18 protein-coding genes are annotated in these 24,059 nt (G+C 61.2%); 17 read left to right on the top strand and 1 reads right to left on the bottom strand.

Annotated elements, in window-relative coordinates:
- Positions 1–837, bottom strand: a complete 837-nt coding sequence (gene phhA / locus AC1RMX_RS11870; protein ID WP_225739972.1) for a phenylalanine 4-monooxygenase — start codon at positions 835–837, stop codon at positions 1–3.
- A 223-nt stretch (positions 838–1,060) separates the two neighbouring features.
- Here phhA and AC1RMX_RS11875 point away from each other — a divergent pair, with 223 nt between their 5' ends.
- The 17 genes from AC1RMX_RS11875 (at position 1,061) to AC1RMX_RS11955 (ending at position 24,012) form a co-directional block, all read left to right on the top strand.
- Positions 1,061–2,620: a sigma-54-dependent transcriptional regulator gene (locus tag AC1RMX_RS11875; RefSeq protein ID WP_096822212.1), complete on the top strand. Its 1,560-nt coding sequence runs from the start codon at positions 1,061–1,063 to the stop codon at positions 2,618–2,620.
- 235 nt (positions 2,621–2,855) lie between these two features.
- On the top strand, positions 2,856–3,596 hold the full coding sequence (locus AC1RMX_RS11880; RefSeq protein WP_096822211.1) for a flagellar basal body rod protein FlgF: 741 nt from the start codon (positions 2,856–2,858) through the stop codon (positions 3,594–3,596).
- Between the two features lie 45 nt (positions 3,597–3,641).
- Positions 3,642–4,427: a flagellar basal-body rod protein FlgG gene (gene flgG, locus AC1RMX_RS11885; protein ID WP_096822210.1), complete on the top strand. Its 786-nt coding sequence runs from the start codon at positions 3,642–3,644 to the stop codon at positions 4,425–4,427.
- 53 nt (positions 4,428–4,480) lie between these two features.
- Positions 4,481–5,176 carry a flagellar basal body L-ring protein FlgH gene (gene flgH / locus AC1RMX_RS11890; protein ID WP_007965503.1) on the top strand — a complete coding sequence of 232 codons (696 nt, stop codon included), beginning with the start codon at positions 4,481–4,483 and terminating at the stop codon, positions 5,174–5,176.
- Between the two features lie 27 nt (positions 5,177–5,203).
- Positions 5,204–6,292, top strand: a complete 1,089-nt coding sequence (locus AC1RMX_RS11895; protein WP_080593281.1) for a flagellar basal body P-ring protein FlgI — start codon at positions 5,204–5,206, stop codon at positions 6,290–6,292.
- Between the two features lie 11 nt (positions 6,293–6,303).
- A complete protein-coding gene (gene flgJ / locus AC1RMX_RS11900) occupies positions 6,304–7,596 on the top strand; it encodes a flagellar assembly peptidoglycan hydrolase FlgJ (protein WP_493071989.1) in 1,293 nt (430 codons plus the stop codon).
- A 21-nt stretch (positions 7,597–7,617) separates the two neighbouring features.
- Positions 7,618–9,663, top strand: coding sequence for a flagellar hook-associated protein FlgK (flgK, locus tag AC1RMX_RS11905; protein WP_096822208.1), 2,046 nt, complete (start codon positions 7,618–7,620; stop codon positions 9,661–9,663).
- Between the two features lie 13 nt (positions 9,664–9,676).
- Positions 9,677–11,248 carry a flagellar hook-associated protein 3 gene (locus tag AC1RMX_RS11910; protein ID WP_096822207.1) on the top strand — a complete coding sequence of 524 codons (1,572 nt, stop codon included), beginning with the start codon at positions 9,677–9,679 and terminating at the stop codon, positions 11,246–11,248.
- Between the two features lie 113 nt (positions 11,249–11,361).
- Positions 11,362–14,958 carry a glycosyltransferase gene (locus AC1RMX_RS11915; RefSeq protein ID WP_493071991.1) on the top strand — a complete coding sequence of 1,199 codons (3,597 nt, stop codon included), beginning with the start codon at positions 11,362–11,364 and terminating at the stop codon, positions 14,956–14,958.
- Positions 14,959–15,193: 235 nt separating this feature from the next.
- Positions 15,194–17,602 (top strand): calcium-binding protein, encoded by a 2,409-nt coding sequence (locus AC1RMX_RS11920; RefSeq protein ID WP_493071993.1) that lies wholly within the window; start codon positions 15,194–15,196, stop codon positions 17,600–17,602.
- A gap of 254 nt (positions 17,603–17,856) precedes the next feature.
- The gene (gene rfbF, locus AC1RMX_RS11925) at positions 17,857–18,630 is read left to right on the top strand and encodes a glucose-1-phosphate cytidylyltransferase (protein ID WP_096822205.1); all 774 of its coding nucleotides are present in this window, start codon (positions 17,857–17,859) and stop codon (positions 18,628–18,630) included.
- Entirely contained in the window at positions 18,612–19,694 is a 1,083-nt protein-coding gene (gene rfbG / locus AC1RMX_RS11930) for a CDP-glucose 4,6-dehydratase (protein ID WP_096822204.1), read from the top strand. The genes rfbF and rfbG overlap by 19 nt, the downstream gene beginning before the upstream one ends.
- On the top strand, positions 19,691–20,251 hold the full coding sequence (gene rfbC / locus AC1RMX_RS11935) for a dTDP-4-dehydrorhamnose 3,5-epimerase (RefSeq protein WP_096822203.1): 561 nt from the start codon (positions 19,691–19,693) through the stop codon (positions 20,249–20,251). Before rfbG ends, rfbC begins: the two co-directional genes overlap by 4 nt.
- Positions 20,248–21,474: a methyltransferase domain-containing protein gene (locus AC1RMX_RS11940; protein ID WP_493071995.1), complete on the top strand. Its 1,227-nt coding sequence runs from the start codon at positions 20,248–20,250 to the stop codon at positions 21,472–21,474. The genes rfbC and AC1RMX_RS11940 overlap by 4 nt, the downstream gene beginning before the upstream one ends.
- Entirely contained in the window at positions 21,471–22,592 is a 1,122-nt protein-coding gene (locus AC1RMX_RS11945; protein ID WP_493071997.1) for a DegT/DnrJ/EryC1/StrS family aminotransferase, read from the top strand. The genes AC1RMX_RS11940 and AC1RMX_RS11945 overlap by 4 nt, the downstream gene beginning before the upstream one ends.
- The gene (locus tag AC1RMX_RS11950; RefSeq protein WP_096822200.1) at positions 22,589–23,254 is read left to right on the top strand and encodes an acetyltransferase; all 666 of its coding nucleotides are present in this window, start codon (positions 22,589–22,591) and stop codon (positions 23,252–23,254) included. Before AC1RMX_RS11945 ends, AC1RMX_RS11950 begins: the two co-directional genes overlap by 4 nt.
- Positions 23,255–23,283: 29 nt before the next feature.
- Positions 23,284–24,012, top strand: a complete 729-nt coding sequence (locus AC1RMX_RS11955; protein WP_096822199.1) for a cephalosporin hydroxylase family protein — start codon at positions 23,284–23,286, stop codon at positions 24,010–24,012.
- Positions 24,013–24,059 lie beyond the last annotated feature (47 nt).

Here is a 24,059-nt window from a genome sequence, read left to right on the forward strand (position 1 = left end):
TCACGCAGCTTTTGGTTTCGGCGGAAATTTTGGCGCGTGCAGACCCAGCTGCATGCCTTGCTTGACCATGCCCATGATGTCTTCGTGGGCGAGGTCGAACAGGCGCTTGAGGTTCGGCAGGACAAAGTACAGCGGTTGCAGGATGTCGATGCGATACGGCGTGCGCATGGCTTCCAGCGGATCGAAGGCCTGATGTTCAGGTTCGTCCGACAGCGAGTAAACAGTTTCCTTCGGCGAGGACAGGATGCCGCCGCCGTAGATGCGTTTACCTTGCGGGGTGTCGACCAGGCCGAACTCGATGGTCATCCAGTACAGGCGCGCCAGATAAACGCGCTCTTCCTTGGTCGCTTGCAGGCCGAGCTTGCCGTAGGTGTGGGTGAATTCGGCGAACCACGGGTTGGTCAGCAGCGGGCAGTGACCAAAGATCTCGTGGAAAATGTCCGGCTCTTGCAGGTAGTCCAGTTCTTCACGGGTGCGAATGAATGTGGCCACCGGAAACTGCTTGCTGGCGAGCAATTCGAAAAAGGTCTGGAACGGAATCAGCGCCGGGACGCGGGCGACCTGCCAACCGGTGGTCTCGCCGAGCACCTTGTTGATCTCGCCCAGTTGCGGGATGCGGTCGTGGGGCAGACCGAGTTTTTCGATACCGTCCAGGTATTCCTGGCACGCCCGACCCTCGATCACTTTCAACTGGCGGGTGATCAGCGTGTTCCACACCGCGTGTTCTTCGGCGGGGTAGTCGATAAAACCTTGCGCATCGGGCTCGCGGGCCACGTATTGCGTCTGCTTCATACTGCTCTCCTGCGAGGGGAATTCGTTCTTGTTATGTCCTGCTATGGACTGAGAAATACCCCAGAGCGTGCCGTGTTGCAGCAGGTTGATGACCGGCCGAGTAGGAAAAGTCTCTTTAAATCGTAAAATTATCGTTACGCTTTGTGCGATAAGTCGTGATTACGGTGATTGGCGGGTTTGAAATGGCCGGTGTCTGTCACATAATCTTGACGACTATCTTGCGGGCGGCAGAGAAAAATCCGCCCCTCTACCTGTTTCGGGCCTTTATATGCGTATCAAAGTCCACTGCCAGAACCGCATCGGCATCCTGCGCGACATCCTCAATCTGCTGGTGGAGTACGGGATCAACGTTGCCCGCGGCGAGGTCGGCGGTGAGCATGGCAATGCGATCTATCTGCATTGCCCGAACCTGATCAATTTGCAGTTCCAGGCGTTGCGGCCCAAATTCGAAGCCATCGCCGGGGTGTTCGGCGTCAAGCGGGTAGGGCTGATGCCCAGCGAACGCCGACACATGGAACTGAATGCGTTGCTCGGTGCGTTGGAGTTTCCGGTGCTGTCGATCGACATGGGCGGCTCGATCGTTGCCGCCAACCGTGCGGCGGCGCAGTTGCTCGGCGTGCGGGTCGACGAAGTGCCGGGGATTCCACTGTCGCGTTACGCCGAGGATTTCGACTTGCCGGAACTGGTGCGCGCCAACAAATCGCGAATCAACGGCATGCGGGTCAAGGTCAAGGGCGACATCTTTCTGGCCGACATCGCGCCGCTGCAATCGGAGCACGACGACAGCGAGGCCATGGCCGGTGCGGTACTGACGCTGCATCGGGCGGATCGGGTCGGCGAGCGCATCTACAACGTGCGCAAGCAGGAGTTGCGTGGCTTCGACAGTATCTTTCAAAGCTCGAAAGTGATGGCGGCGGTGGTGCGTGAAGCCCGGCGCATGGCGCCGCTCGATGCGCCTCTTCTAATTGAAGGCGAAACCGGCACCGGTAAAGAGTTGCTGGCTCGGGCTTGTCACCTGGCGAGTCCGCGCGGCCAGTCGCCATTGATGGCGCTCAACTGCGCGGGGCTGCCGGAATCGATGGCCGAGACCGAGTTGTTCGGCTACGGCCCCGGGGCCTTCGAAGGGGCGCGGGCTGAAGGCAAGCTCGGGCTGCTGGAGCTGACGGCGGGCGGCACGTTGTTCCTCGATGGTGTCGGCGAAATGAGCCCACGCTTACAGGTGAAATTGCTGCGCTTCCTGCAGGACGGTTGCTTCCGTCGTGTGGGCAGTGATGAAGAGGTTTACCTGGATGTGCGCGTGATCTGCGCCACCCAGGTCGACCTGTCCGAGTTGTGCGCCCGTGGCGAGTTTCGCCAGGATTTGTACCATCGCTTAAACGTGCTTTCGTTGCACATCCCGCCACTGCGCGAATGCCTCGACGGTTTGACGCCGTTGGTGGAGCACTTCCTCGATCAGGCCAGTCGGCAGATCGGTTGCCCGTTGCCGAAGCTGGCGCCGGCGGCGATGGATCGGCTCAGTCATTACCACTGGCCGGGCAACGTGCGACAACTGGAGAACGTGCTGTTCCAGGCGGTTTCGCTGTGTGATGGCGGGACGGTCAAGGCCGAGCATATTCGTCTGCCGGACTATGGCGTGCGTCAGCCGCTTGGCGATTTCTCGCTGGAGGGCGGGCTCGACGAGATTGTCGGGCGCTTCGAGAAAGCAGTGCTTGAGCGACTGTATTCCGAACATCCGAGCAGTCGGCAGCTGGGCAAGCGACTGGGCGTCTCGCACACCACGATTGCCAACAAGCTGCGTGAGTATGAGGTGGGCAAGACCGAGTCTTGATCCCTGCGCGATCACTCCTGCGCAAGGCACGGGGTGATCGCGCCTCACCATTGCCGCCAAGCGGCATGACACCGCCGGTTTTTCGACTTCGATACATTTCCCCAAACCCTGCTGAATCCCTCAAGTCCTTTGTTTATCGGGTCCTCGACCGCCAGAAAAAAGTTGGTCTGCAAATTGCTTGTGGCTCAGCAGTACAGCGGTGGGCGGCAAACGTCCGGCATGCAGAGGAAAGAGTGTGGACAAGTACCTTTATGTGGCAATGACCGGCGCCAGCCAGAACGCACTGGCGCAAAAGGCTCATGCCAACAACCTGGCGAACATCTCCACCAATGGTTTTCAGCGCGACCTGGAACAGGCGCGTTCGATGCCGGTGTTCGGTGACAGCTTTCCGGCGCGTGCGTTTGCCATGAGCGAACGGCCCGCCACCGACTTCACCGCAGGTTCCCTGGTGGAGACCGGTCGCGACCTCGACGTCGCCGTGACCGGCAACGGTTTCATTGCCGTGCAGAACCCCAATGGCGGCGAAAGCTACGTGCGCACCGGCAGCCTCAATATCGACGCCCTGGGCGTGCTGCGTGCCGGTAACGGCATGCCGGTCATGGGCAACGGCGGGCCGATTGCCGTGCCGCCGCAGCAGCAGGTGGAAGTCGGTGAAGACGGCACCATCAGTATTCGTGCGATGGGCGAAGGCCCGCGCGTCATGGCCGAAGTCGACCGGATCAAACTGGTCAATCCGGACATCAAGAACATGAACAAGGGCCTGGACGGTTCGATCTACACCAAGGACGGCCAGCCTGCGCCGGCCGATGCCAACGTCAAACTGGTGTCGGGTTTCCTGGAGTCGAGCAACGTCAATGCCGTGGAAGAAATGACGTCGGTGCTGGCCCTGGCCAAGCAGTTCGAGTTGCACGTCAAGATGATGAACACCGCCAAAGACGACGACCAGGCCATGGCTCGGGTCTTGCAGATCAGCTAATTATCAGAACGTCGCGCCGTAAAACAGGCGCACGAGGAGAATCGAATGCTTCCGGCTCTATGGGTTGCCAAAACCGGTCTGTCCGCCCAGGACACCAACCTGACCACCATTTCCAACAACCTGGCGAACGTGTCGACCACGGGTTTCAAACGTGACCGCGCCGAGTTCCAGGACCTGCTGTATCAGATCAAGCGTCAGCCTGGCGCCCAGTCGACCCAGGACAGCGAACTGCCGTCGGGTCTGCAAGTGGGTACCGGTGTGCGCATCGTCGGCACCCAGAAGAACTTCACCGCCGGTAGCCTGCAAACCACCGAGCAGCCGCTGGACATGGCCCTCGACGGCCGTGGTTTCTTCCAGATCCTGCAACCGGACGGCACCACGTCCTACACCCGTGACGGTACTTTCCACCTCGACTCCAATGGCCAGATCGTCAACGCCAGCGGTTTCGCTCTGGAGCCGGCGATTGTCATCCCGAACAATGCCCAGACCTTCACCGTCGGCCGTGACGGCACCGTGTCGATCACCGTTGCCGGCAACGCCGCCTCGCAAGTGATCGGCAACCTGCAAACCGCCGACTTCATCAACCCGGCCGGTCTGCAAGCCGTGGGCAACAACCTGTTCCTGGAAACCGCCGCTTCCGGCGCGCCGCAAATCGGCACTCCGGGCCTGAACGGTTTCGGCACCACCCTGCAGAACACTCTGGAAACCTCCAACGTCAGCACCGTGGAAGAGATGGTCAACATGATCACCACTCAGCGCGCTTACGAGATGAACTCCAAGGTGATCTCCACCGCCGACCAGATGCTCTCGTTCGTAACGCAGAATCTGTAATCAAGTCTATGAGGCGGCCATGAGGCCGCCTGCAACACCGTGAGGTAAGGGTCATGAAACGCTTCGTATCTGTTCTGGCATTGGGTGGGGTGGTCTCGCTCGCGGGCTGCGTCGCTCCGACGCCCAAGCCCAATGACCCTTACTACGCCCCGGTGTTGCCGCGGACGCCGTTGCCGGCGGCCGCCAACAACGGCTCGATCTATCAGGCCGGTTTCGAACAGAACCTGTACAGCGACCGCAAGGCGTTCCGGGTCGGTGACATCATCACCATCACCCTGAACGAGAAGACTCAGGCCAGCAAGAACGCCAACTCGCAAGTGGCCAAGAACAGCAAGACCGGCATCGGCCTGACTTCGTTGTTCGGCGGCAGCGGCACCACCAACAACCCGTTGGGCGGTAACGATCTGAGCCTGGACGTCGGCTACAGCGGCGACCGTGCGACCAAGGGCGACAGCAAGGCGGCCCAGGGCAACACCCTGACCGGTTCGATCACCGTGACCGTCGCCGACGTGCTGCCCAACGGCATCATCGCTGTGCGCGGCGAGAAGTGGATGACCCTCAACACCGGTGATGAGCTGGTGCGGATCGCCGGTCTTGTTCGTGCCGATGACATCGCCACCGACAACACCGTGTCGTCGACCCGGGTCGCCGATGCGCGCATCACCTACTCGGGCACCGGTTCGTTCGCCGATGCGAGTCAGCCAGGCTGGTTCGACCGTTTCTTCCTCAGCCCGCTGTTCCCTTTCTAGGTGGCTACGTTGAATTTCAAGAGCCTCATGCTCGCTGCGGCGTTGATGTCCGCAGCCTTTGGTGCCCACGCCGAGCGGCTGAAAGATATCGCCAGCATCTCTGGCGTGCGTTCCAACCAGTTGATCGGCTACGGCCTGGTGGTCGGGCTTAACGGCACCGGCGACCAGACGACGCAAACCCCGTTCACCCTGCAGACCTTCAACAACATGCTCTCGCAGTTCGGCATCAAAGTGCCGCCGGGATCGGGCAACGTGCAGTTGAAAAACGTCGCGGCGGTATCGGTGAGTGCCGATCTGCCGGCGTTCGCCAAACCGGGTCAGCAGGTCGACATCACCGTTTCGTCCATCGGTAACTCCAAGAGCCTGCGTGGCGGCACCCTGTTGCTGACCCCGCTCAAGGGTATCGACGGCAACGTCTACGCCATCGCTCAGGGCAACCTGGTGGTGGGTGGTTTCGATGCTGAAGGTCGTGACGGTTCGAAGATCACCGTCAACGTTCCGTCGGCCGGTCGCATCCCGGGTGGTGCTTCGGTCGAGCGTTCGGTGCCGAGCGGCTTCAACCAAGGCAACAGCCTGACGCTGAACCTCAACCGTTCCGACTTCACCACCGCCAAGCGCATCGTCGACAAGATCAACGACATGCTCGGCCCTGGCGTTGCCCAGGCCATCGACGGTGGTTCGATCCGCGTCACTGCGCCGCTCGATCCGAGCCAGCGTGTCGACTATCTGTCGATCCTGGAAAACCTCGAAGTCGACCCGGGCCAGGCCGTGGCGAAAGTCATCATCAACTCGCGTACCGGCACCATCGTCATCGGCCAGAACGTGAAAGTTTCGCCGGCCGCCGTGACCCACGGCAGCTTGACCGTGACCATTACCGAAGACCCGATCGTCAGCCAGCCGGGCCCGCTGTCCAATGGTCAGACAGCCGTGGTGCCGCGCTCGCGGGTGAATGCTCAGCAGGAAGCCAAGCCGATGTTCAAGTTCGGCCCGGGCACCACCCTCGACGAAATCGTGCGTGCGGTGAACCAGGTCGGCGCGGCGCCGGGTGACCTGATGGCCATTCTCGAAGCACTGAAGCAGGCCGGCGCGTTGCAAGCCGACCTGATCGTGATCTGAGGACGGCACTCATGGATATGCGCAAAAGCGGTCTGGTCAGCAGCAGCGATTCGGGTTCGTACTCCGACCTCAATCGTCTGAACCAGCTCAAGGTCGGCGACAAGAACAGCGACGGGAACATGCGCAAGGTGGCGCAGGAATTCGAATCGCTGTTCCTCGGTGAAATGCTCAAGTCGATGCGCTCGGCCACTGAAGCGCTGGGTCAGGACAACCCGCTCAACACGCCGGCAGCCAAGCAATATCAGGAAATGTACGACCAGCAACTGGCGGTGTCTCTGTCCCGCGAGGGCGGTGGTATCGGTCTGGCTGACGTGCTGATGAAGCAGATGTCGAAGAACAAACCGATGGCACCGGGCGAGGCCGCCGCCGCGTCCGCTGCCAAGCAGCAGGAAGCCCTGGCCAAGGCCGCTGCGGTGGAAACGCCGATTGCCGCCGGCACCTTGGCTACCAACGGTCCGCTGTCGCGCCTCAATGGCGAACGTCCGTTGTGGGCCTCGCGTTCGGTGCATGCGCCGAACACCCAGCTGACCCATCGCAACGACATGGAAATGATCAACCAGCGTCGCCTGGCACTGCCGCCGAAACTGGCTGATCGTTTGCTCGCCGGTCTGGTGCCTTCGGCCACGCCGACGGCGGCCACTCAATTGCCGCAACGCGCCGCGACGGCCGCTGCCACCGGTTCCGGTCCGCTGTACAACGGCGACTGGCTGGCCCGCGCCGAGGCGGACAAGGCCTCTGGCGGGCAGATGCAGATTTACGGTCGCGCCATGGCGCAGATTCCGCTGGCGCCAGCGAAGAAGGCGTTCAGCAACGCCGACGAATTCGTCAATACGATGCTGCCGATGGCCAAGGAAGCGGCGGCGCGCATCGGTGTCGATCCGCGTTACCTGGTGGCTCAGGCCGCACTCGAAACCGGCTATGGCAAGTCGGTCATGCGCGCCCAGGACGGCACTAGCAGTCACAACCTGTTCGGCATCAAGGCCAGCAGCAACTGGCAGGGCGATTCGGCCCGTGCGATCACCAGCGAGTTCCGCAACGGGCAGATGGTCAAGGAGACGGCGGAGTTCCGTTCCTACGCCTCGTACAAGGACAGCTTCCACGATCTGGTGACTTTGCTGCAGAGCAATAATCGCTATCAAGATGTGCTGAAGTCGGCCGATAACCCAGAACAGTTTGTACGCGAGTTGCAAAAGGCCGGTTACGCAACCGACCCGAACTACGCAAGCAAGATTTCGCAGATTGCCAGGCAGATGACGGTAAATCAGAACTACGCTGCGGCCGGCGTTTCAACAACGCCTTTATAAACACAAGGTAAGGTTTGAATCATGAGTTTGCTCAATATCGGGATGTCGGGGTTGGCCGCGAGTTCGTCCTCTCTGGCTGTGACAGGTAACAACATTGCCAACGTCGACACCGCCGGTTATTCACGCCAGCAAACCGTGCAGGGCACCAAGTCCTCGCAGCAGTTCGGCAACGTCTTCATCGGCACGGGCACGACCCTGGCCGACGTGCGCCGGGTGTACAACTCTTACCTCGAAACACAACTGCACACCGCCACCTCGCTCAACAGCGAAGCGGCCGCGTACGGTGCCCAGGCGACCGCGCTGGACGCCTCGCTGTCCGACACCAACACGGGCCTGACCGGTGTGCTGCAGAAATTCTTCACCTCGATGCAGGGTGTAGCGACCTCGGCGACCGACGACACTTCCCGTCAGTCGGTACTGACCGGTGCGCAGGCCCTGACCAGCCGCTTCAACGCGCTGGCCAAACAGCTGAACGATCAGAACACCACGATCAACGGCAACCTGTCGGACATGACGTCCCAGGTGAACAAGCTGGCCACCGCGATTGCCAACCTGAACCAGAAGATCGGTGAGGTTTCCACCAGCGGCGGCCAGCCGAACGATCTGCTCGACAGCCGTAACGAAGCCGTGCGTCAGCTCTCCGAGTTGACCGGTGCGCAAGTCGTCGAGCGCGGCAGCAGTTTCGACGTCTACGTCGGCAGCGGTCAGCCACTGGTCATCGGCAACACCACCAACACCCTGAGCACCGTGCCGAGCAAGGACGACCCTTCGCGCATGGGCATCCAGATGGATCGCGGCTCAAGCACCCTCGACATCACCTCGGTGATGAGCGGCGGTGAAATCGGTGGTCTGCTGACCTATCGCAATGAAGTGCTCAACCCTTCGCTCAACGAGCTGGGCCGTGTAGCACTGGTCATTGCCGACCAGATGAATCGCCAGCAAGCCCAGGGCATCGACAAGAACGGTGACTTCGGCGCGGCCATTTTCAACGACATCAACAGTGCCGCACTGATCAGCCAGCGCAGCATTGCCCAGTCGACCAACAGTGCAGGTTCCGGCAACCTTGATGTCACCATCAAGGACACCGGCAAGCTGACCACCAGCGACTACCAGGTCACCTTCACCAGCGCGACCAACTACTCGGTCAAGCGCTCGGACGGTACCGACATGGGTTCGTTCAGCACCACGACCACGCCACCGCCAGTGATCGACGGCTTCACCCTGGCCCTCAATGGCGGTGCGTTGAGCGCCGGCGACACCTTCAAGGTGACCCCGACCCGTAACGCCGGCAGCACCATCCAGACCGTGCTCACCGATCCGAAGAAAATCGCGGCGGCAGCACCGTTGACCGGTGTGGCCAGTGCCAACAATTCCGGCACCTACACGCAGCCGACGCTGATCGACACCCTCGACATCACCAACCCGGCCTCCCAGGCCGAGCTGCAGAATGCGCTCAAGTACTCGACGCCGGTCAAACTGGTCATGGGTGCGGTCGCCAGTGGCAGCCAGTCGTACAACATGGTCGATGCCAAGGGCAACACCATCGGTTCCGGCACCATCGTGCCGGGGCAGGCCAACACCCTGAACCTCAAGATCGGCATGGTCGATTCCACCGGTGCTCCGGTGATGGATACCTCGGTCACGCCGAACGTGCAGAAAACCTTTACCGTGCAGACCACCGTGGGCGCGACGCCGAAGCCAGGCGAAACCTTCACGATCAACCTGACCGGCGCGGCTTCTTCGGACAACCGCAACGCGCAGGCGCTGGTTGGCTTGCAGACCAAACAGACCGTGGATACCGGCACGGCGAGCAAGGGCATCAGCCTGACTGACGCCTACAACAAGCTGGTGACCAACGTCGGTACCAAGGCTGCTCAGAGCAAGTCCGACAGCGCCGCCACCACGGTGATTCTGGATCAGGCACAGGGTGCGCGCGATTCGCTGTCCCAGGTCAACCTGGACGAAGAAACCGGCAACCTGGTCAAGTATCAGCAGTACTACACCGCCTCTTCGCAAATCATCAAGGCTGCGCAGGAAACCTTCGCAACGCTGATCAACAGTCTTTAAGGAGCCGTAATTCATGCGCATTTCCACCGCCCAGTATTACGCGACACAAGCTGCTCAATATCAGCGCAACTACAGCAAGACTGTCGCGACCGCCAACGAGGCGAGCAGCCTGCAGCGCATCAACACCGCTGCCGACGATCCGATCGGCGCCGGGCGTCTGCTCAAGCTGGGTCAGCAGGCCTCGATGCTCGAGCAGTATCAGGGCAACATCGATACCACCAAGAGTGCGCTGACCGTGCAGGAGTCCACGTTGAACTCCATCACCACGGCCTTGCAGCGCGCCAAGGAAATCGGCCTGGCCGCCAACAACGGCATCGCCACTGACACTGACCGCAAGGCCTACGCGGCCGAGCTGAGCCAGATCCAGCAACAAGTGCTGGGCCTGATGAACTCCAAGGACGCCAACGGCAATTACCTGTTTTCCGGTTCCAAGACCGATACCGCGCCGTACTCGCAAAATGCCGATGGCACTTACACCTACAATGGTGACCAGACCCAGATCAACCTGGGCATTGGCGACGGTCTTTCGGTGGCCTCCAATACCACTGGCTGGGATGCGTTCCAGCAGACCATCAACACCAGCCGCACCACGACCAGCATGACCGCGCCAACCCCCGATGATGGCCGCGTGGTACTGACCAACGGTATCGTTGGCACCGCCGCGACGTACAACGCCAAGTTCGCGGCCGGTCAGCCGTACACCGTGGATTTCATCAGCAGCACTCAGTTGAAAATCACCGATGCCCTGGGCAACGACGTGACGACCGAAGCCAGCCAGAACGGCGCGATCACCAACAGCAACGGCGCCAACCAGACCGTCAGCTTCCGTGGCGTCGATCTGAAGTTGAACATCAACCTCAAGCCTGGCGACACCAACCCGGATGCGGTCATTGCCGGCCACAGCTTTCAGCTGGCGGCCACGCCTGACTCGTTCACCACCTCGCGCAGCGCGGGCAATGCGTCGACGGCGGTCATCACCGGCTCCGGCGTGACCAACCAGGCGGCCTACGACGCGGCATTCCCGTCGGGCGGCGGTGCGATCCTGAAGTTCACCAGCGCCACCAACTTCGACCTGTATGCAGCGCCAGTGACAGCTGACAGCAAGCCAGTGTCGTCGGGCACCATGGTCGGCGCCAACGCCACGGCCGCGGGTGTGACCTTCACATTCGGCGGTACGCCGGGTGCGGGTGATCAGTTCTCGATCCAGTCCAACAACCACCAGACCCAGAACGTGCTCGACACCCTGGGCCAGATGGTCACGGCGCTGAATGCGCCGATCGACGGGAATCCGGTGGCCAAGCAGAAATTCCAGGGTGCCATGGAGTCGGCGCTGGGCAACATCGACAGCGCGGCCAATCAGATTGGTTCGGCGGTGACTTCGATCGGTGCTCGCGGACAGTCGCTGGATGACCAGAACACCACCAACCAGAGCCTGACTCAGGCGAATACCACCACTCAGGGTTCGATCCGTGATTCGGATCCTGCCGAAGTGATGACCCGCCTGACCTTGCAGCAGACCATGCTGCAGGCCTCGCAACTGGCATTCAGCAAAATCAGCCAGCTGGGTCTGTTCAACAAGATCTGACGGTAGCCGGGCGCGCTGGCGCCCGTTCTGCCCTGTCCCTTCAATAGTCAATGTCTTTAGCGGTTTCAAGGGCTCGCTTTTCTGAGCGGGCTCGCACCGCCTGTGAGCCCGCCGTGAATTCACTTCCTCTCGTCAGCCTGGTCATTCCTGCCTTCAATCCACGTTTCTTCGAACGGGCATTGCTCAGTGCGGTGAGCCAGGGCTATGGCAATCTTGAAGTCATTGTCTGCGACGACAGTCGCGGCAACGAGATTGAAACCACCGTCGCCTCGGTGATCGAGAGTTCCGGCGTGGCCGTGCGCTACGTGCGCAATGCGCGCACGCTCGGGCTGGTCGGCAATCTGCATGCGTGCCTTGAGCAGGCGCAGGGCGAGTTCATCAAGTTTCTGTGTGATGACGACCAATTGTTCGGCACGTGCATCGAGCGCCAGGCACAGGTTCTCATCGATCAGCAGGACGTCAATCTGGTGCTCGCCCAGCGTCTGTTCTGGGATGCCGACGACCGCCCGTTGCCTTCACGCCTGGAAAATACCCCGTTGTCGCCGGTGTGCGGACTGTTCAAGGGGGATGACCTGCTGGCGATTTTCGAGAATTTCCCGGTCAACATTCTCGGCGGTTTCAGCAATGCACTGTTTCGCCGGGCCGATGTCCTGGAGCTTCTCCCGGCCTTGACCACTCCCGAAACCTGCTTTGTCGCGACCCTGGATTTTGCGTTGTACGTCTGCCTGTTGCGTCGCGGCAACCTGGTGGTTTCGAATCACGTCCTGAGTGTCGAGCGCCTGTACGCCGAGCGCTTGAGTGGCCAACAGGCAATGCGCGATGCTGCGTACACCGAACGCCAGTGGTTGTCGCAGATGCTCAAGGCGCGCAGTGGCGAATCGGCCCCGGCGCCGGGCTGGGTGCGTTATGTGTCGATCACCAAGGCGCAGGAAACGCCACGGGTCTGGGAAGAGTTGCCGCTGAGCCGGACGCTGGGCACCAAACAGACCACCCAGGATTGGCATGTCGGCGTTTCCAGTGTCAGTTTTGCCGAGTTGTATGCGCAGTGGCTGGCATGCCGCAACCTGACCGAAGGCCAGCGCGAACTGCTGCCGGATACGCTCGCGGCATGGCCGCGCGTGCCGAAAATCGTACCGCTGATCATTGACGAGCAGGGCAGTCGCTCGGCGCTGGATCTCACCCTGCAATCGCTCGAGGCACAGGAGTACCTGCCCGAGTTGACCCTTGTGTTGTCCGCCTCCTGCACCGAGACGCAGCTCGAAGAGCGCGTCTTGCGCATGCCGTTGCAGGAGGACTGGCAACAGCAGATCAACGAACTCTTGCCGCAGCTGGAAGGTGCCGACTGGTTCTACCTGCTGCGTGCCGGTGATCGTCTGGTGGTGCCGGCGCTGCTGGTGATGGCCGAGCGCATTGCGCTCTCGCGAACCGTTACCTGCCTTTACAGCGATGAAGGTGGTTTGAGCGAGGGCGAGTCGACCGAGCCGGTGTTCAAGCCGGACTTCAACCTGGACCTGATGCGCAGCTACCCCTATGTGGGCCGGGCCCTGGCGTTCGAGCGCGAACGGTTCCTGGCACTCGGCGGTTTCGATTCCGCGTTTGGCGAGCTGGCGCCCCACGATGTGTTGTGGCGCATGGTCGAGAACGACGGCACGCAGGTCATTGGCCATATTTCCGAAGTGCTGCTGGAGTCGGCATTCGACCTCGCCAAGTGGTTGTCGGAACCGCAAATGGCTGACGGCAATTCGCAGTTGATCTCGGCGCACCTTGACCGTCTGGGCATTGCCCATGAAATCCGCAACGGCGCCTCGGCGCTGCTGAACCGCGTGGATTACCACCATGGCCGGCAACCGTTGGTGTCGATCGTCATTGTCAGCAAGGATCAGACGGCCGCCGTGCAGCGCTGTGTCGAGAGCCTGCTGGAGAAGACCGCCTACGCCGAGTACGAGTTGCTGCTGGTCGACAACGGCAGTCAGGGCGTCGAGGCGCAGACCTGGTTTGACGGCATGGCGCAATTGGGCAGCGAGCGGATTCGTGTCCTCGATTGCCCGCAGCAAGACAACATGGCCGCCGTGCGCAATCTCGCGGTGAGCCAGGCGCGGGGCGAATACGTCTTGCTGCTCAACCCTTACGCCGTGATCACCCATGGCGACTGGCTGGCGGAAATGCTCAATCACGCCCAGCGCCCCGAAGTCGGCGTGGTGGGGGCCAAACTGTTCAACCCGGACGGGCGGGTCTTGCATGCCGGTCTGATCCTCGGCCTGCAAGGGCCGGCCGGTGTACCGTTTTACGGCGAGTCGTTGCAGGCGACGGGTTACATGTACCGGCTATTGGTCGCTCACGACCTGAGCGCCGTCGGCAGTGATTGCCTGATGGTGCGCAAGGCTGTGTTCGATTCGGTCAACGGGCTCGATGAGCAGGCGCTGGCGCAGTCGCTCAACGAAGTGGATCTGTGCCTGCGTGTTGGCCAGGAAGGTTACCTGGTGGTGTGGACGCCTTACGCGCAGCTGGCGTTGGGTGCGCAACCGGCGCAAGCCCCGAAGGAAGGCGAGGAGGCAGCGCTCGGCCAGGAGCAGGAAGTGTTCTACAAGCGCTGGTTGCCGATCGTTGCGCGGGATCCGGCCTACAACGCCAACCTGTCGCTGAACGGTCTGGGGGGCTCGAGCTTCAGTCTCGACCCGGGCCTGCGTACCGGCTGGAGTCCGTTTTCGCAGCCGCAATTGCCCAAGATTCTCGCATTGCCGGTCAACGCATCGGCGATCGGTCACTACCGTGTGACTCAGCCCCTGATCGAGCTGGAAGCGGCGGGCAGGGCACTGGGACGGATTCATTACAACCTGCCGACCATCATCGAAGTCGAACGCCAGTCTCCTGACGTGATCATTCTGCAGGGACGTTATGCCGAAGCACCGATCAATGAAATTCCAAGCCTGCAGAAGTACTCGAGTGCCCGGCGGATCTACGAACTCGATGACTACGTAATCGACGTTCCCCATCGCAATGCGCACATCCGCAACATGCCGAACAAGGACGAGATGGAAAAACTGGTCCGGCGTGCGATCGGCATGTGTGACCGGGTCGTGGTGTCCACGGCGCCGTTGGGTAACGCACTGTCGAGCATGCACAGCGACATCCGCGTGGTCCCGAACATGCTGGCCAAAAACATGTGGAGCGATCTGCGCAGCCAGCGCCGTACCTCGAAAAAACCTCGGGTCGGCTGGGGCGGTGGCACCAGCCACCACGGTGACCTGGCGGTGATCGCCGATGTGGTGCGCGAATTGGCCAATGAAGTCGACTGGGTGTTTTTCGGCATGTGCCCGGACGATCTGCGGCCGTACATGCATGAGTTCCACGGCGTGATCGGCCTCGATGTGTACCCGGCGAAACTGGCCAGTCTCAATCTGGATCTGGCGCTGGCACCGCTGGAGTTCCACATCTTCAACGACTGCAAGAGCAACCTGCGTCTGTTGGAGTACGGCGCCTGTGGCTACCCGGTGATCTGCACCGACACCGAGGCCTATCGCGGTTACCTGCCGTGCACCCGGATCAAGACCAACACCACGGATGAGTGGCTGCAGGCGATCCGCATGCACCTGGCCGATCCGGACGCCAGCTACCGCATGGGCGACGAGTTGCGCGAGGTCGTGTTGCGCGACTACGTCTTGCGCGGCGACAACCTGCGTTACTGGGAAAACGGCTGGCTGGCGGACTGACCGGTCCACGGACGCTACCCCCCAAAAAAACAGGCGACTTTTGCAGTCGCCTTTTTTTCACCTCGAAATTCGTATTTGTATCAACTCGGATACTTTTTTTGCCCGGCACCTCAAGCCGCCGCAATTCTCTGTCGATACCCCTTGATAGCCGGTCTCGGACGATTGACGCAGAGGGGGCGAGCGGTGCCCGGGATTGCAGGTTTCCAGCCTCAACAACAACGCAAGGAAGAAGCAAATGTCAGTAGTAAATGGAACGAGTGATGTGGATTACCTGATGGGCACCGATGGTAATGACGAACTCTATGGACTGGAGTCGGATGACCAGTTGATCGGCAGTGGCGGATCGGACGTGCTGGATGGGGGTGAGGGGTTTGATACGGCGGACTATCGCGTGCTGTCTTCGGCAGTCAATGTCGAGATCGGCAATGACGCGTGGACTGTCACTGGCGCCGAGGGCAAGCGCGATACCTTGCTCAATGTCGAGAAAGTCATCGGTACATCTTTCAACGACACCTTCACCGGCAACGTTGCCGGTGTGACGCTGGACGGTAGCTGGGGTGACGATGTGTACATCGTCGGCAGTGAAGGCGTGACCATCATCGAAGAAAGCTACGGCGGTTACGACGAACTTCGCACCAGTCTCAACACCATCAAGATGGACCCCTTCATCGAGAAACTGACCTTCACCGGTACAGGTGATTTCAAGGCCTACGGCAGTGACACCGACAACGAAATCATCGGCGGTGCCGGCAACGACTGGCTGTGGGGCGGTGACGGGGCGGATCACTTCGTGGGTGGCGAGGGTTTCGATACCGTCAGCTACAGCGACAGTCTCGAAGGGGTGAGAGTCGGGGACTGGAGCAACTATGACTGGTTGACCATTGCCTACGGAGATACCTTCACCGGTATCGAAGCCATTGAAGGTTCGAAGTTCGATGATCTGATCTATCGCTCCGAAGGGTCGATGATCATTGACGGTTCCGATGGCTACGACACGGTGAGCTATTTCCAGACCGCGGGGCCGGTCACCATCGAGATCGGCAGTGGTATCAATGCAGTGGGCGACACCTTTCGCAATGTCGAAAAGATCATTGGCACCAACAATGCGGATCAGTTCACCGCCAACATCGGTGGCGTGACCCTGGCCGGTGGCGATTGGAACGATGTGTACATCATCAACAGCACCGGTGTGACCATCGAAGAAGTCGAGGGCTTCATGGGCGGCACCGATCAGGTGTACACCACGCTGTCTGTGATGCACCTGGATCCGTTCGTTGAAAACCTCACGTACACCGGGACCGGCGACTTCACCGGCTACGGCAATGACACCTGGAACACGATCGTCGGCGGCAGTGGCAACGACGTGCTGTTTGGCGGTGCCAAGGGTGACTCCTTCGACGGTGGCGACGGTATCGATGTGCTCAGCTACGGCGACAGCACGGTGGCCATGACGCTGAACTGGGCAACCCGGGAGTTTTCGGGGATCGCTGACGGCGATACGTTCCAGAACATCGAGATCATCCGTGGCAGTGACTTCAACGACACCTTTTACGCGACCGGCATGCCCTGGTATTTCGGCCTGGATGGCGGGCAAGGGCAGGATCTGCTCAGTTTCAAATACGCCACCATGCCGATGGCGATCGACCTGAGCGGTGCCGCCTACAAGCCCTGGGACCCGATGCCTGAATACACCAGCATCGAATTGATCGAGGGCAGTCAGTATTTTGATGACTTCATCGGTTCGGCCGGCAACGAAACGTTCATCGGTGGTGGTGGCGGTGATGCAATCGATGGCCGCGATGGCATCGATAATGTCTGGTACCTCACCAGCGCCTCGGCGGTAGAGATTAATCTGCAGACCGGCATCAACCTGGGTGGTGATGCGCAGGGCGATACGCTGACCAATGTCGAAGGCGTGATGGGCAGCCATTTCGACGACACCTTGACCGGCAACGAAGCGGACAACTACCTGGAAGGCGGGCGCGGCAGCGATCTGATCAATGGCGGTGACGGCAACGACGTTATCTACGGCGGCCTGGTGTCCGACATCGGACCGTTCAGCCTCGAAGGTGTGGCCGATAATGCGCAGGCCGATCAGTTGTATGGCGGGTTGGGCGACGATGTGATTGTCAGTGCCGAAAACGATCTGGGTACCAATGCATTCGGTGAGGACGGCAATGACACCGTGACAGTGTTCAACGGCAGCGCCATCGGCGGTATCGGCGACGATGTATTGACCGGCAAGGGCAGCGCCTACTCGTTGTTCGGTGGCGAGGGTGACGACCGGTTGATTCTCAATCTGGCCGGCCAGCAGGCCTCCGGTGGTTTCGCCAATGGCGGTGAAGGTGATGACACTTACGTGGTGAACACCTCCGGTCTGGTGGTGATTCAGGACGGCGGCACCAGCCTGAACGACACCCTGATCCTGAACACTATTGCCAATGCCAGCCAGTTGAACGTGACCCGTATCGGCGACGACGCCTATTTGCACAGCGCCAATGACGGCAGCGTCGGTGCGCCGACCAGTGGTGTGAAACTGGCAGGCTGGTATGCGGGTTTCAACAGCATCGAGCACATCCAGACCGCGGACGGCCAGGCCTACAGCCTGCCAACCGCTGCCGACGGGTTTGCCCTGTTCGGTTGATCCGGTCGATTCACTGAAACCGCTCGATGAAAGGGATGGGTCCGGCAACGGACTCATCCCTTTTTTCATGCCCGTGTCCCCATCGACGCAGCGTCGGCGGAGCTGGCGCGTTTCCTGCAAGTCCCCCTCAAATCGCCATAAAACGAGCGCTCGCGGTCATTGCACCTGCGCCCGGACCGGCAGAAAGGTTTAGCCAGAAGGCCGCAAAGCTCATAAAGCCGCGCGCAGCCCTGTGACGAACGAGAGGGGAGACCATGAAGGCAGTTATTTTGGCGGGTGGCCTGGGCACTCGCATCAGTGAAGAGTCGCACCTCAAGCCCAAACCGATGATCGAAATCGGCGGCAAGCCAATTCTCTGGCACATCATGAAACAGTATTCCGCACACGGAATTCATGACTTCGTGATTTGCCTTGGCTACAAGGGCTACGCGATCAAGGACTTCTTCGCCAACTACTTCCTGCACACCTCCGACGTGACGTTCGACATGCGTGAAAACCGCATGGACGTTCACCAGAACTACAGCGAGCCGTGGCGCGTGACGCTGATCGACACCGGCGAAGAAACCATGACCGGTGGCCGTCTGCGCCGCGCCGCACGCTATCTGGAAAACGAAAAAGCCTTCTGCTTCACCTATGGCGACGGTGTCTCGGACCTGAACATCAGCTCGTTGGTGGATTTCCACCTGACCCACGGCAAGTTGGCGACCGTCACCGCCGTACAGCCGCCGGGACGTTACGGCGCGCTGAACCGTGAAGGCGACCGCGTACTGGGGTTCACTGAAAAACCCCGTGGCGACGGTGGCTGGATCAACGGTGGATTCTTTGTGTTGTCGCCGAAAGTCCTGCCGCTGATCGAAGGCGACGAGACGTCGTGGGAGTCCGGTCCGCTGGATGGCCTGGCCGAGCGTGGCGAGCTGATGGCTTATCAGCACGACGGTTTCTGGCAACCGATGGATACCCTGCGTGACAAGAATCACCTCGAAGCGCTGTGGCAGACCGGGGAGGCCCCATGGAAGCAATGGGACTGAGTCCGGAATTCTGGCGCGGCAAGCGGGTTCTGGTCACCGGTCACACCGGTTTCAAGGGCAGCTGGCTGACCCTGTGGCTGCAAAGCCTCGGCGCGCAAGTCAGCGGTTTTTCCCTCGACCCGTCGACCGAGCCGAGCCTGTTCGAACTGGCGCGGGTGCACGAAGGCATCAATGATCAGCGCGGCGACCTGCGTGACCTCGGCGCCTTGCTCGAGATCATCGCCGACACCGAGCCTGAGATCGTCCTGCACCTGGCGGCCCAGCCGCTGGTGCGCGAAGGTTATCGCGATCCGCTCGGCACGTATTCCAGCAACGTCATGGGCACCCTGAACCTGCTCGAAGCGATTCGTCAGGTCGGTTGTGTGCGGGCCTGTGTGCTGGTGACCACCGACAAGGTCTACGCCAACAAGGAATGGCTGTGGCCCTACCGCGAAGACGAAGCCCTCGGTGGGCACGACCCTTACAGCAGCAGCAAGGCCTGCTGCGAGTTGTTGGCGCAGTCTTATGCCGCGTCGTTCTTCCCGGCCGACAAGTACGCCGAACACGGTCTGGCCCTGGCCACCGCGCGAGCCGGCAACGTGCTGGGTGGCGGTGACTTCGCCCCAGAGCGCCTGATTCCCGACGTACTGAAAGCCTGGTCGGCCGACGAGCCGGTGACCCTGCGTTACCCGCAAGCCGTGCGCCCATGGCAACACGCGCTGGAGCCGCTGGCCGGCTACCTGCAGCTGGCCGCCGGGCTCTACGAAGAGGGCCCGGAATATGCCGGGGCGTGGAACTTCGGCCCGGGCGAAACGGACATGTGCAGCGTCGGCGAAGTGGTCGAACTGCTCGCCAATCGCTGGCCACAGGCCCGTGGTCTGCGCATCGAGCCGAGCGAACTGCACGAGGCCGGTCTGCTGCGCCTGGACAGCAGCCGCGCCCGTCAGGTCCTTGGCTGGCAACCGCGCTGGTCGCTGCAGCAATGCCTGACCCAGACCCTCGACTGGCACCTGGCGTGGCAGAACGGCGACGACATGCGCACCGTCACTCTCGGTCAACTGAACCTGTACCGGGGCGCGCTGTGAGCGAGTTTTCCTTGAAACAGTTGCCGCTGGCCGGGTTGTTCAGCGTCCAGCACAAACGCTTCGAAGATCAGCGCGGGCACTTCGCCCGGCTGTTCTGCGAGGGCAGTCTGAGTGCGTTCGGCGCCGAGTTTCACATCCGCCAGATCAACCATTCCTGCACTCGCGAAAAGGGCAGCGTGCGTGGTCTGCATTACCAGAACGCCAATGCGCCGGAAGCCAAGCTGATCACCTGCCTGCGCGGTGAAGTGTGGGACGTGGCGGTGGACCTGCGCCCGGACTCCGAAACCTTCCTGCACTGGCACGCCGAGCACCTGAAGGCCGGCGACGGTCGCAGCCTGTTGATTCCGGCCGGCTTCGCCCATGGCTTCCAGACCCTCACCGAGGATGCCGAGCTGCTTTACCTGCACAGCGCCGATTACGCGCCGGAGCACGAGGCCGGCCTGTCGGTGAACGATCCACGGCTGGCGATTGCCTGGCCGTTGCCTGTCAATAATTTGTCAGCGCGTGATTCCAGCCATCCCGCGCTCGATCAACACTTTGCTGGAGTGCGTCTATGAACTGCCGTGGGTGCGCCGCACCGCTGAGCCTGCCGCTGATCGACCTCGGCACCTCGCCACCGTCCAACGCCTACGTGCACGCCGATCGGCTGGAACAGGCCGAACAATGGGTGCCCTTGAAGGTCGCCGTGTGCCAGCAATGCTGGCTGGTCCAGACCGAGGATTACACCAGCGCCGACAGCCTGTTCGATGCCGAGTACGCCTACTTCAGTTCGTTCTCCAGCACCTGGCTGGCCCATGCCGAGCGTTATGTGGCCGAGATGGTCGAGCGCTTTGGCCTGTCGGCTGACAGTCGCGTGGTGGAAGTCGCCGCCAACGACGGTTACCTGCTGCAGTACGTGGCCGGTCGCGGCATTCAGTGCCTGGGCGTCGAGCCGACTCGCAGCACCGCGCAGGCAGCGCGGGAAAAAGGCCTGGAGATTCGTGAACTGTTCTTCGGTCGCGACACCGCAGCACAGTTGAAAAGCGAAGGCTGGGGCGCCGATCTGATGGCCGCCAACAACGTGCTGGCCCACGTGCCGGACATCAACGACTTCCTCGGTGGTTTCGCCGCGCTGCTCAAGCCGACCGGCGTTGCCACGTTCGAATTCCCGCAACTGCTGACGCTGATGGCCGGCGCGCAGTTCGACACGCTGTACCACGAGCACTATTCCTACCTGTCCCTGACCGCCGTGCAAACGCTGTGCGAGCGCAACGGTCTGGAAGTGTTCGACGTCAGCCCGTTGACCACCCATGGCGGCTCGCTGCGGGTGTTCGTGCAGCGCAAGGATGGCGAGCGCCGTGCTGTGCAACCGGCGGTGCAGCAGCAGTTGCAGGCCGAACTCGATGCCGGCGTGAAAACCGCCGGGTACTACGCGACGCTGGCGCCGGCCGCCGAAAACATCAAGCACCAGCTGCTGCGCTTCCTGTTGCAGGCCAAGGCCGAGGGCAAGCGTGTGGTCGGTTATGGCGCGGCAGCCAAGGGCAACACCTTGCTCAACTACGCCGGCGTGAGAGCGGATCTGTTGGCGTGGGTCGCCGATGCCAACCCGCACAAGCAGGGCAAGTTCCTGCCGGGCAGCCGCATTCCGATCGTGGCACCCGAGCGCATTGCGCAAGAGCGGCCGGACTACATTCTGGTTCTGCCCTGGAACCTGTTGAGCGAAGTGACGCAACAACTGGCCGAAGCCAAAACATGGGGTGCACGCTTTGTCGTCGCCGTTCCGGAGTTGAGCATTCAATGAGCAGAATCCACTACACCAAACCGAGTGTCGGCGAACTCGAAGCGCAATATGCCCTGGATGCCGTGCAGAACGGCTGGGGCGCACGTTGCTACGAATACCTGACCCGCTTCGAGCACGGCTTCGCCGAGCATCTGGGTGCGACCTATGCAATCGCCACCTCCAGTTGCACCGGGGCCTTGCACATGGGCATGGCGGCATTGGGTGTTGGCGCCGGCGATGAAGTGATCCTGGCCAATACCAACTGGATCGCTTCGGCAGCGCCGATCACCTACCTGGGGGCGACCCCGGTCTTTGTCGATGTGCTGGCCGATAGCTGGTGCCTGGATCCGCAACAGGTCAGAAACGCGATCAGCCCGCGCACCAAAGCCATTCTGGCAGTTCACCTCTACGGCAATCTTTGCGACATGGATGCCTTGCTGGCCATCGGCAAGGAGTTCGGCATTCCCGTGATCGAGGACGCGGCTGAAGCCATCGGCTCGCAATGGCGTGGCAAGGCGGCGGGTTCGATCGGTGCATTCGGCGCCTTTTCGTTCCACGGCACCAAGACCATGACCACTGGCGAAGGCGGCATGTTCGTCACCTCGGACAAAGCTTTGTACGAGCGTGTGCTGACCCTGTCCAACCATGGCCGGGTCGCGGGAAGCACCAAGCAGTTCTGGCCGGAATTCGTCGGCTTCAAATACAAGATGAGCAACCTGCAGGCGGCGGTTGGCTGCGCTCAGGTTGAACGCATCGAAGAGTTGATCGAGCGCAAGCGGGCGATTTTCGCCAACTATGCGCAGGCGCTTGAAGGTGTGCCGGGCGTATCGCTCAATCCGGAACCGGCCCATGGGCGCAATGGTTACTGGATGCCGACCGTGGTGTTCGATGCCGACACCGGCATCCATCGCGATCAGTTGATTGCGGCTTTCCAGGCGGCGGATATCGACGCCCGGGTGTTTTTCTGGCCGCTGTCGTCGCTGCCGATGTTCAGCGAATACGTGGTCGACACCCCGCTGGCGTTCGCGTTGCCCGAGCGTGCCTTCAACCTGCCGAGTTATCACGAAATGACTGACGCCGATCAGCAGCGCGTGGTGCAAGTGGTGCTCGACTTGCTGGCCAGCAGGAAAGCACCGTGAAGATGTATCTGTTGGGCGCCGCCAACCCGGAAGCGGTGCGCATGCTGCAGGCCGTCAAGCGCAGTACGCCGAACATCGAGTTTGCGTTTCTCGACAACGATCCGCGCAAGCACGGCACGCTGTTTTATGGCGTGCCGGTGGTCGGCGGTTCGGAGCGGGTGGCCGAACTCAATGGGCCGGACGTGCGCTTCGTCAATCTGATCACCGGCAGTACCCGTTTACGCTACGAAACCACCTGCCAGTTGGTCGAGGCCGGTGCGCGACTGGGTCAGTTCATCCACCCCGGCATCGACCTGAGCATGATTCGCATGGGGCAGGGCAGTTACCTGCAGGAAGGCGTGTTGATGCAGGCCGAGGTCGAACTCGGCGACAACACCAGCATCAGTGCCGGCAGTGTGGTGGGGCACGAGGGACGGATCGGCCACTCGGTGTTCATGGCGCCCGGCGTCTGTATCGCCGGCTGCGTGGAGATCGGTGACGGCACCTTCATCGGTACCAACGCCACGATCCTGCCGCGCCTGCGCATCGGTCGCTGGGTGACCATCGGCGCCGGTGCCGTGGTGACGAAAGATGTCCCGGATTTTTCGGTCGTGGTGGGCAATCCCGCCAGGATCATCAAGAACAACACGGTGCCTTACCCGGACGCCAAGGTGTTCAAGTAAGCCGTTTCCCGAATTTTTGGAGAGTTGCAATGAATCCACATGAGCAGTTTCGCGAAGAAGTAAAAGCCAACATCGAAGGCCTGCAGGAAGACAAGGCACTGCAAACCGAGTCCCTGGACTGGGTCGCCACCACTGCCAAGCACAAATACACCTACAACTTCAGCTGGATGGGCCGGCCGATCATTCAGTTCCCGCAGGACATGGTCGCCATGCAGGAAATCATCTGGAACCTGCGTCCGGACGTGATCGTTGAAACCGGTATTGCCCACGGCGGTTCGCTGGTGTTCTACGCCTCGATCCTGGAACTGATCGGTCACGGCGAAGTGCTGGGTGTCGACATCGATATCCGTCAGCACAACCGCGAAGCCATCGAGTCGCACCCGATGTTCAAGCGGATCAGCATGATCCAGGGTTCGAGCATCGACACCGCGATTGTCGACCAGGTGCGTGAACGCGTGCAGGGCAAGAAAGTGCTGGTGGTGCTGGACTCCAACCACACCCACGAGCACGTCCTCGAAGAGCTGCGCCTGTACGCACCGATGGTTTCGGTGGGCAGCTACTGCGTGGTCATGGACACCGTGGTCGAAGACATGCCGGAAGACGCGTTCCCGGATCGTCCGTGGGGCAAGGGTGACAACCCGAAAACCGCCGTGTGGGCGTACCTGGAAGAGAACCGTGATTTCGAAATCGATCAGGCCATACACAGCAAGTTGCTGATCACAGTCGCGCCGGATGGTTATCTGCGCCGCGTACGTTAATCGACAAACAACGTAGAGTTTTCGGCGACTCGCCGCTTGTGGGGAAT

This window comes from Pseudomonas sp. GW822-FHT03F04 (assembly GCF_058801405.1).

What these genes read in the sequence shown, in the direction of transcription:
- AC1RMX_RS11875 (WP_096822212.1), top strand. Translation starts at nt 1,061, where the DNA reads ATGCGTATCAAAGTCCACTGCCAGAACCGCATCGGCATCCTGCGCGAC.
- flgG (WP_096822210.1), top strand. Translation starts at nt 3,642, where the DNA reads ATGCTTCCGGCTCTATGGGTTGCCAAAACCGGTCTGTCCGCCCAGGAC.
- flgH (WP_007965503.1), top strand. Translation starts at nt 4,481, where the DNA reads ATGAAACGCTTCGTATCTGTTCTGGCATTGGGTGGGGTGGTCTCGCTC.
- AC1RMX_RS11895 (WP_080593281.1), top strand. Translation starts at nt 5,204, where the DNA reads ATGCTCGCTGCGGCGTTGATGTCCGCAGCCTTTGGTGCCCACGCCGAG.
- flgJ (WP_493071989.1), top strand. Translation starts at nt 6,304, where the DNA reads ATGGATATGCGCAAAAGCGGTCTGGTCAGCAGCAGCGATTCGGGTTCG.
- flgK (WP_096822208.1), top strand. Translation starts at nt 7,618, where the DNA reads ATGAGTTTGCTCAATATCGGGATGTCGGGGTTGGCCGCGAGTTCGTCC.
- AC1RMX_RS11910 (WP_096822207.1), top strand. Translation starts at nt 9,677, where the DNA reads ATGCGCATTTCCACCGCCCAGTATTACGCGACACAAGCTGCTCAATAT.
- AC1RMX_RS11920 (WP_493071993.1), top strand. Translation starts at nt 15,194, where the DNA reads ATGTCAGTAGTAAATGGAACGAGTGATGTGGATTACCTGATGGGCACC.
- rfbF (WP_096822205.1), top strand. Translation starts at nt 17,857, where the DNA reads ATGAAGGCAGTTATTTTGGCGGGTGGCCTGGGCACTCGCATCAGTGAA.
- rfbG (WP_096822204.1), top strand. Translation starts at nt 18,612, where the DNA reads ATGGAAGCAATGGGACTGAGTCCGGAATTCTGGCGCGGCAAGCGGGTT.
- AC1RMX_RS11940 (WP_493071995.1), top strand. Translation starts at nt 20,248, where the DNA reads ATGAACTGCCGTGGGTGCGCCGCACCGCTGAGCCTGCCGCTGATCGAC.
- AC1RMX_RS11945 (WP_493071997.1), top strand. Translation starts at nt 21,471, where the DNA reads ATGAGCAGAATCCACTACACCAAACCGAGTGTCGGCGAACTCGAAGCG.
- AC1RMX_RS11955 (WP_096822199.1), top strand. Translation starts at nt 23,284, where the DNA reads ATGAATCCACATGAGCAGTTTCGCGAAGAAGTAAAAGCCAACATCGAA.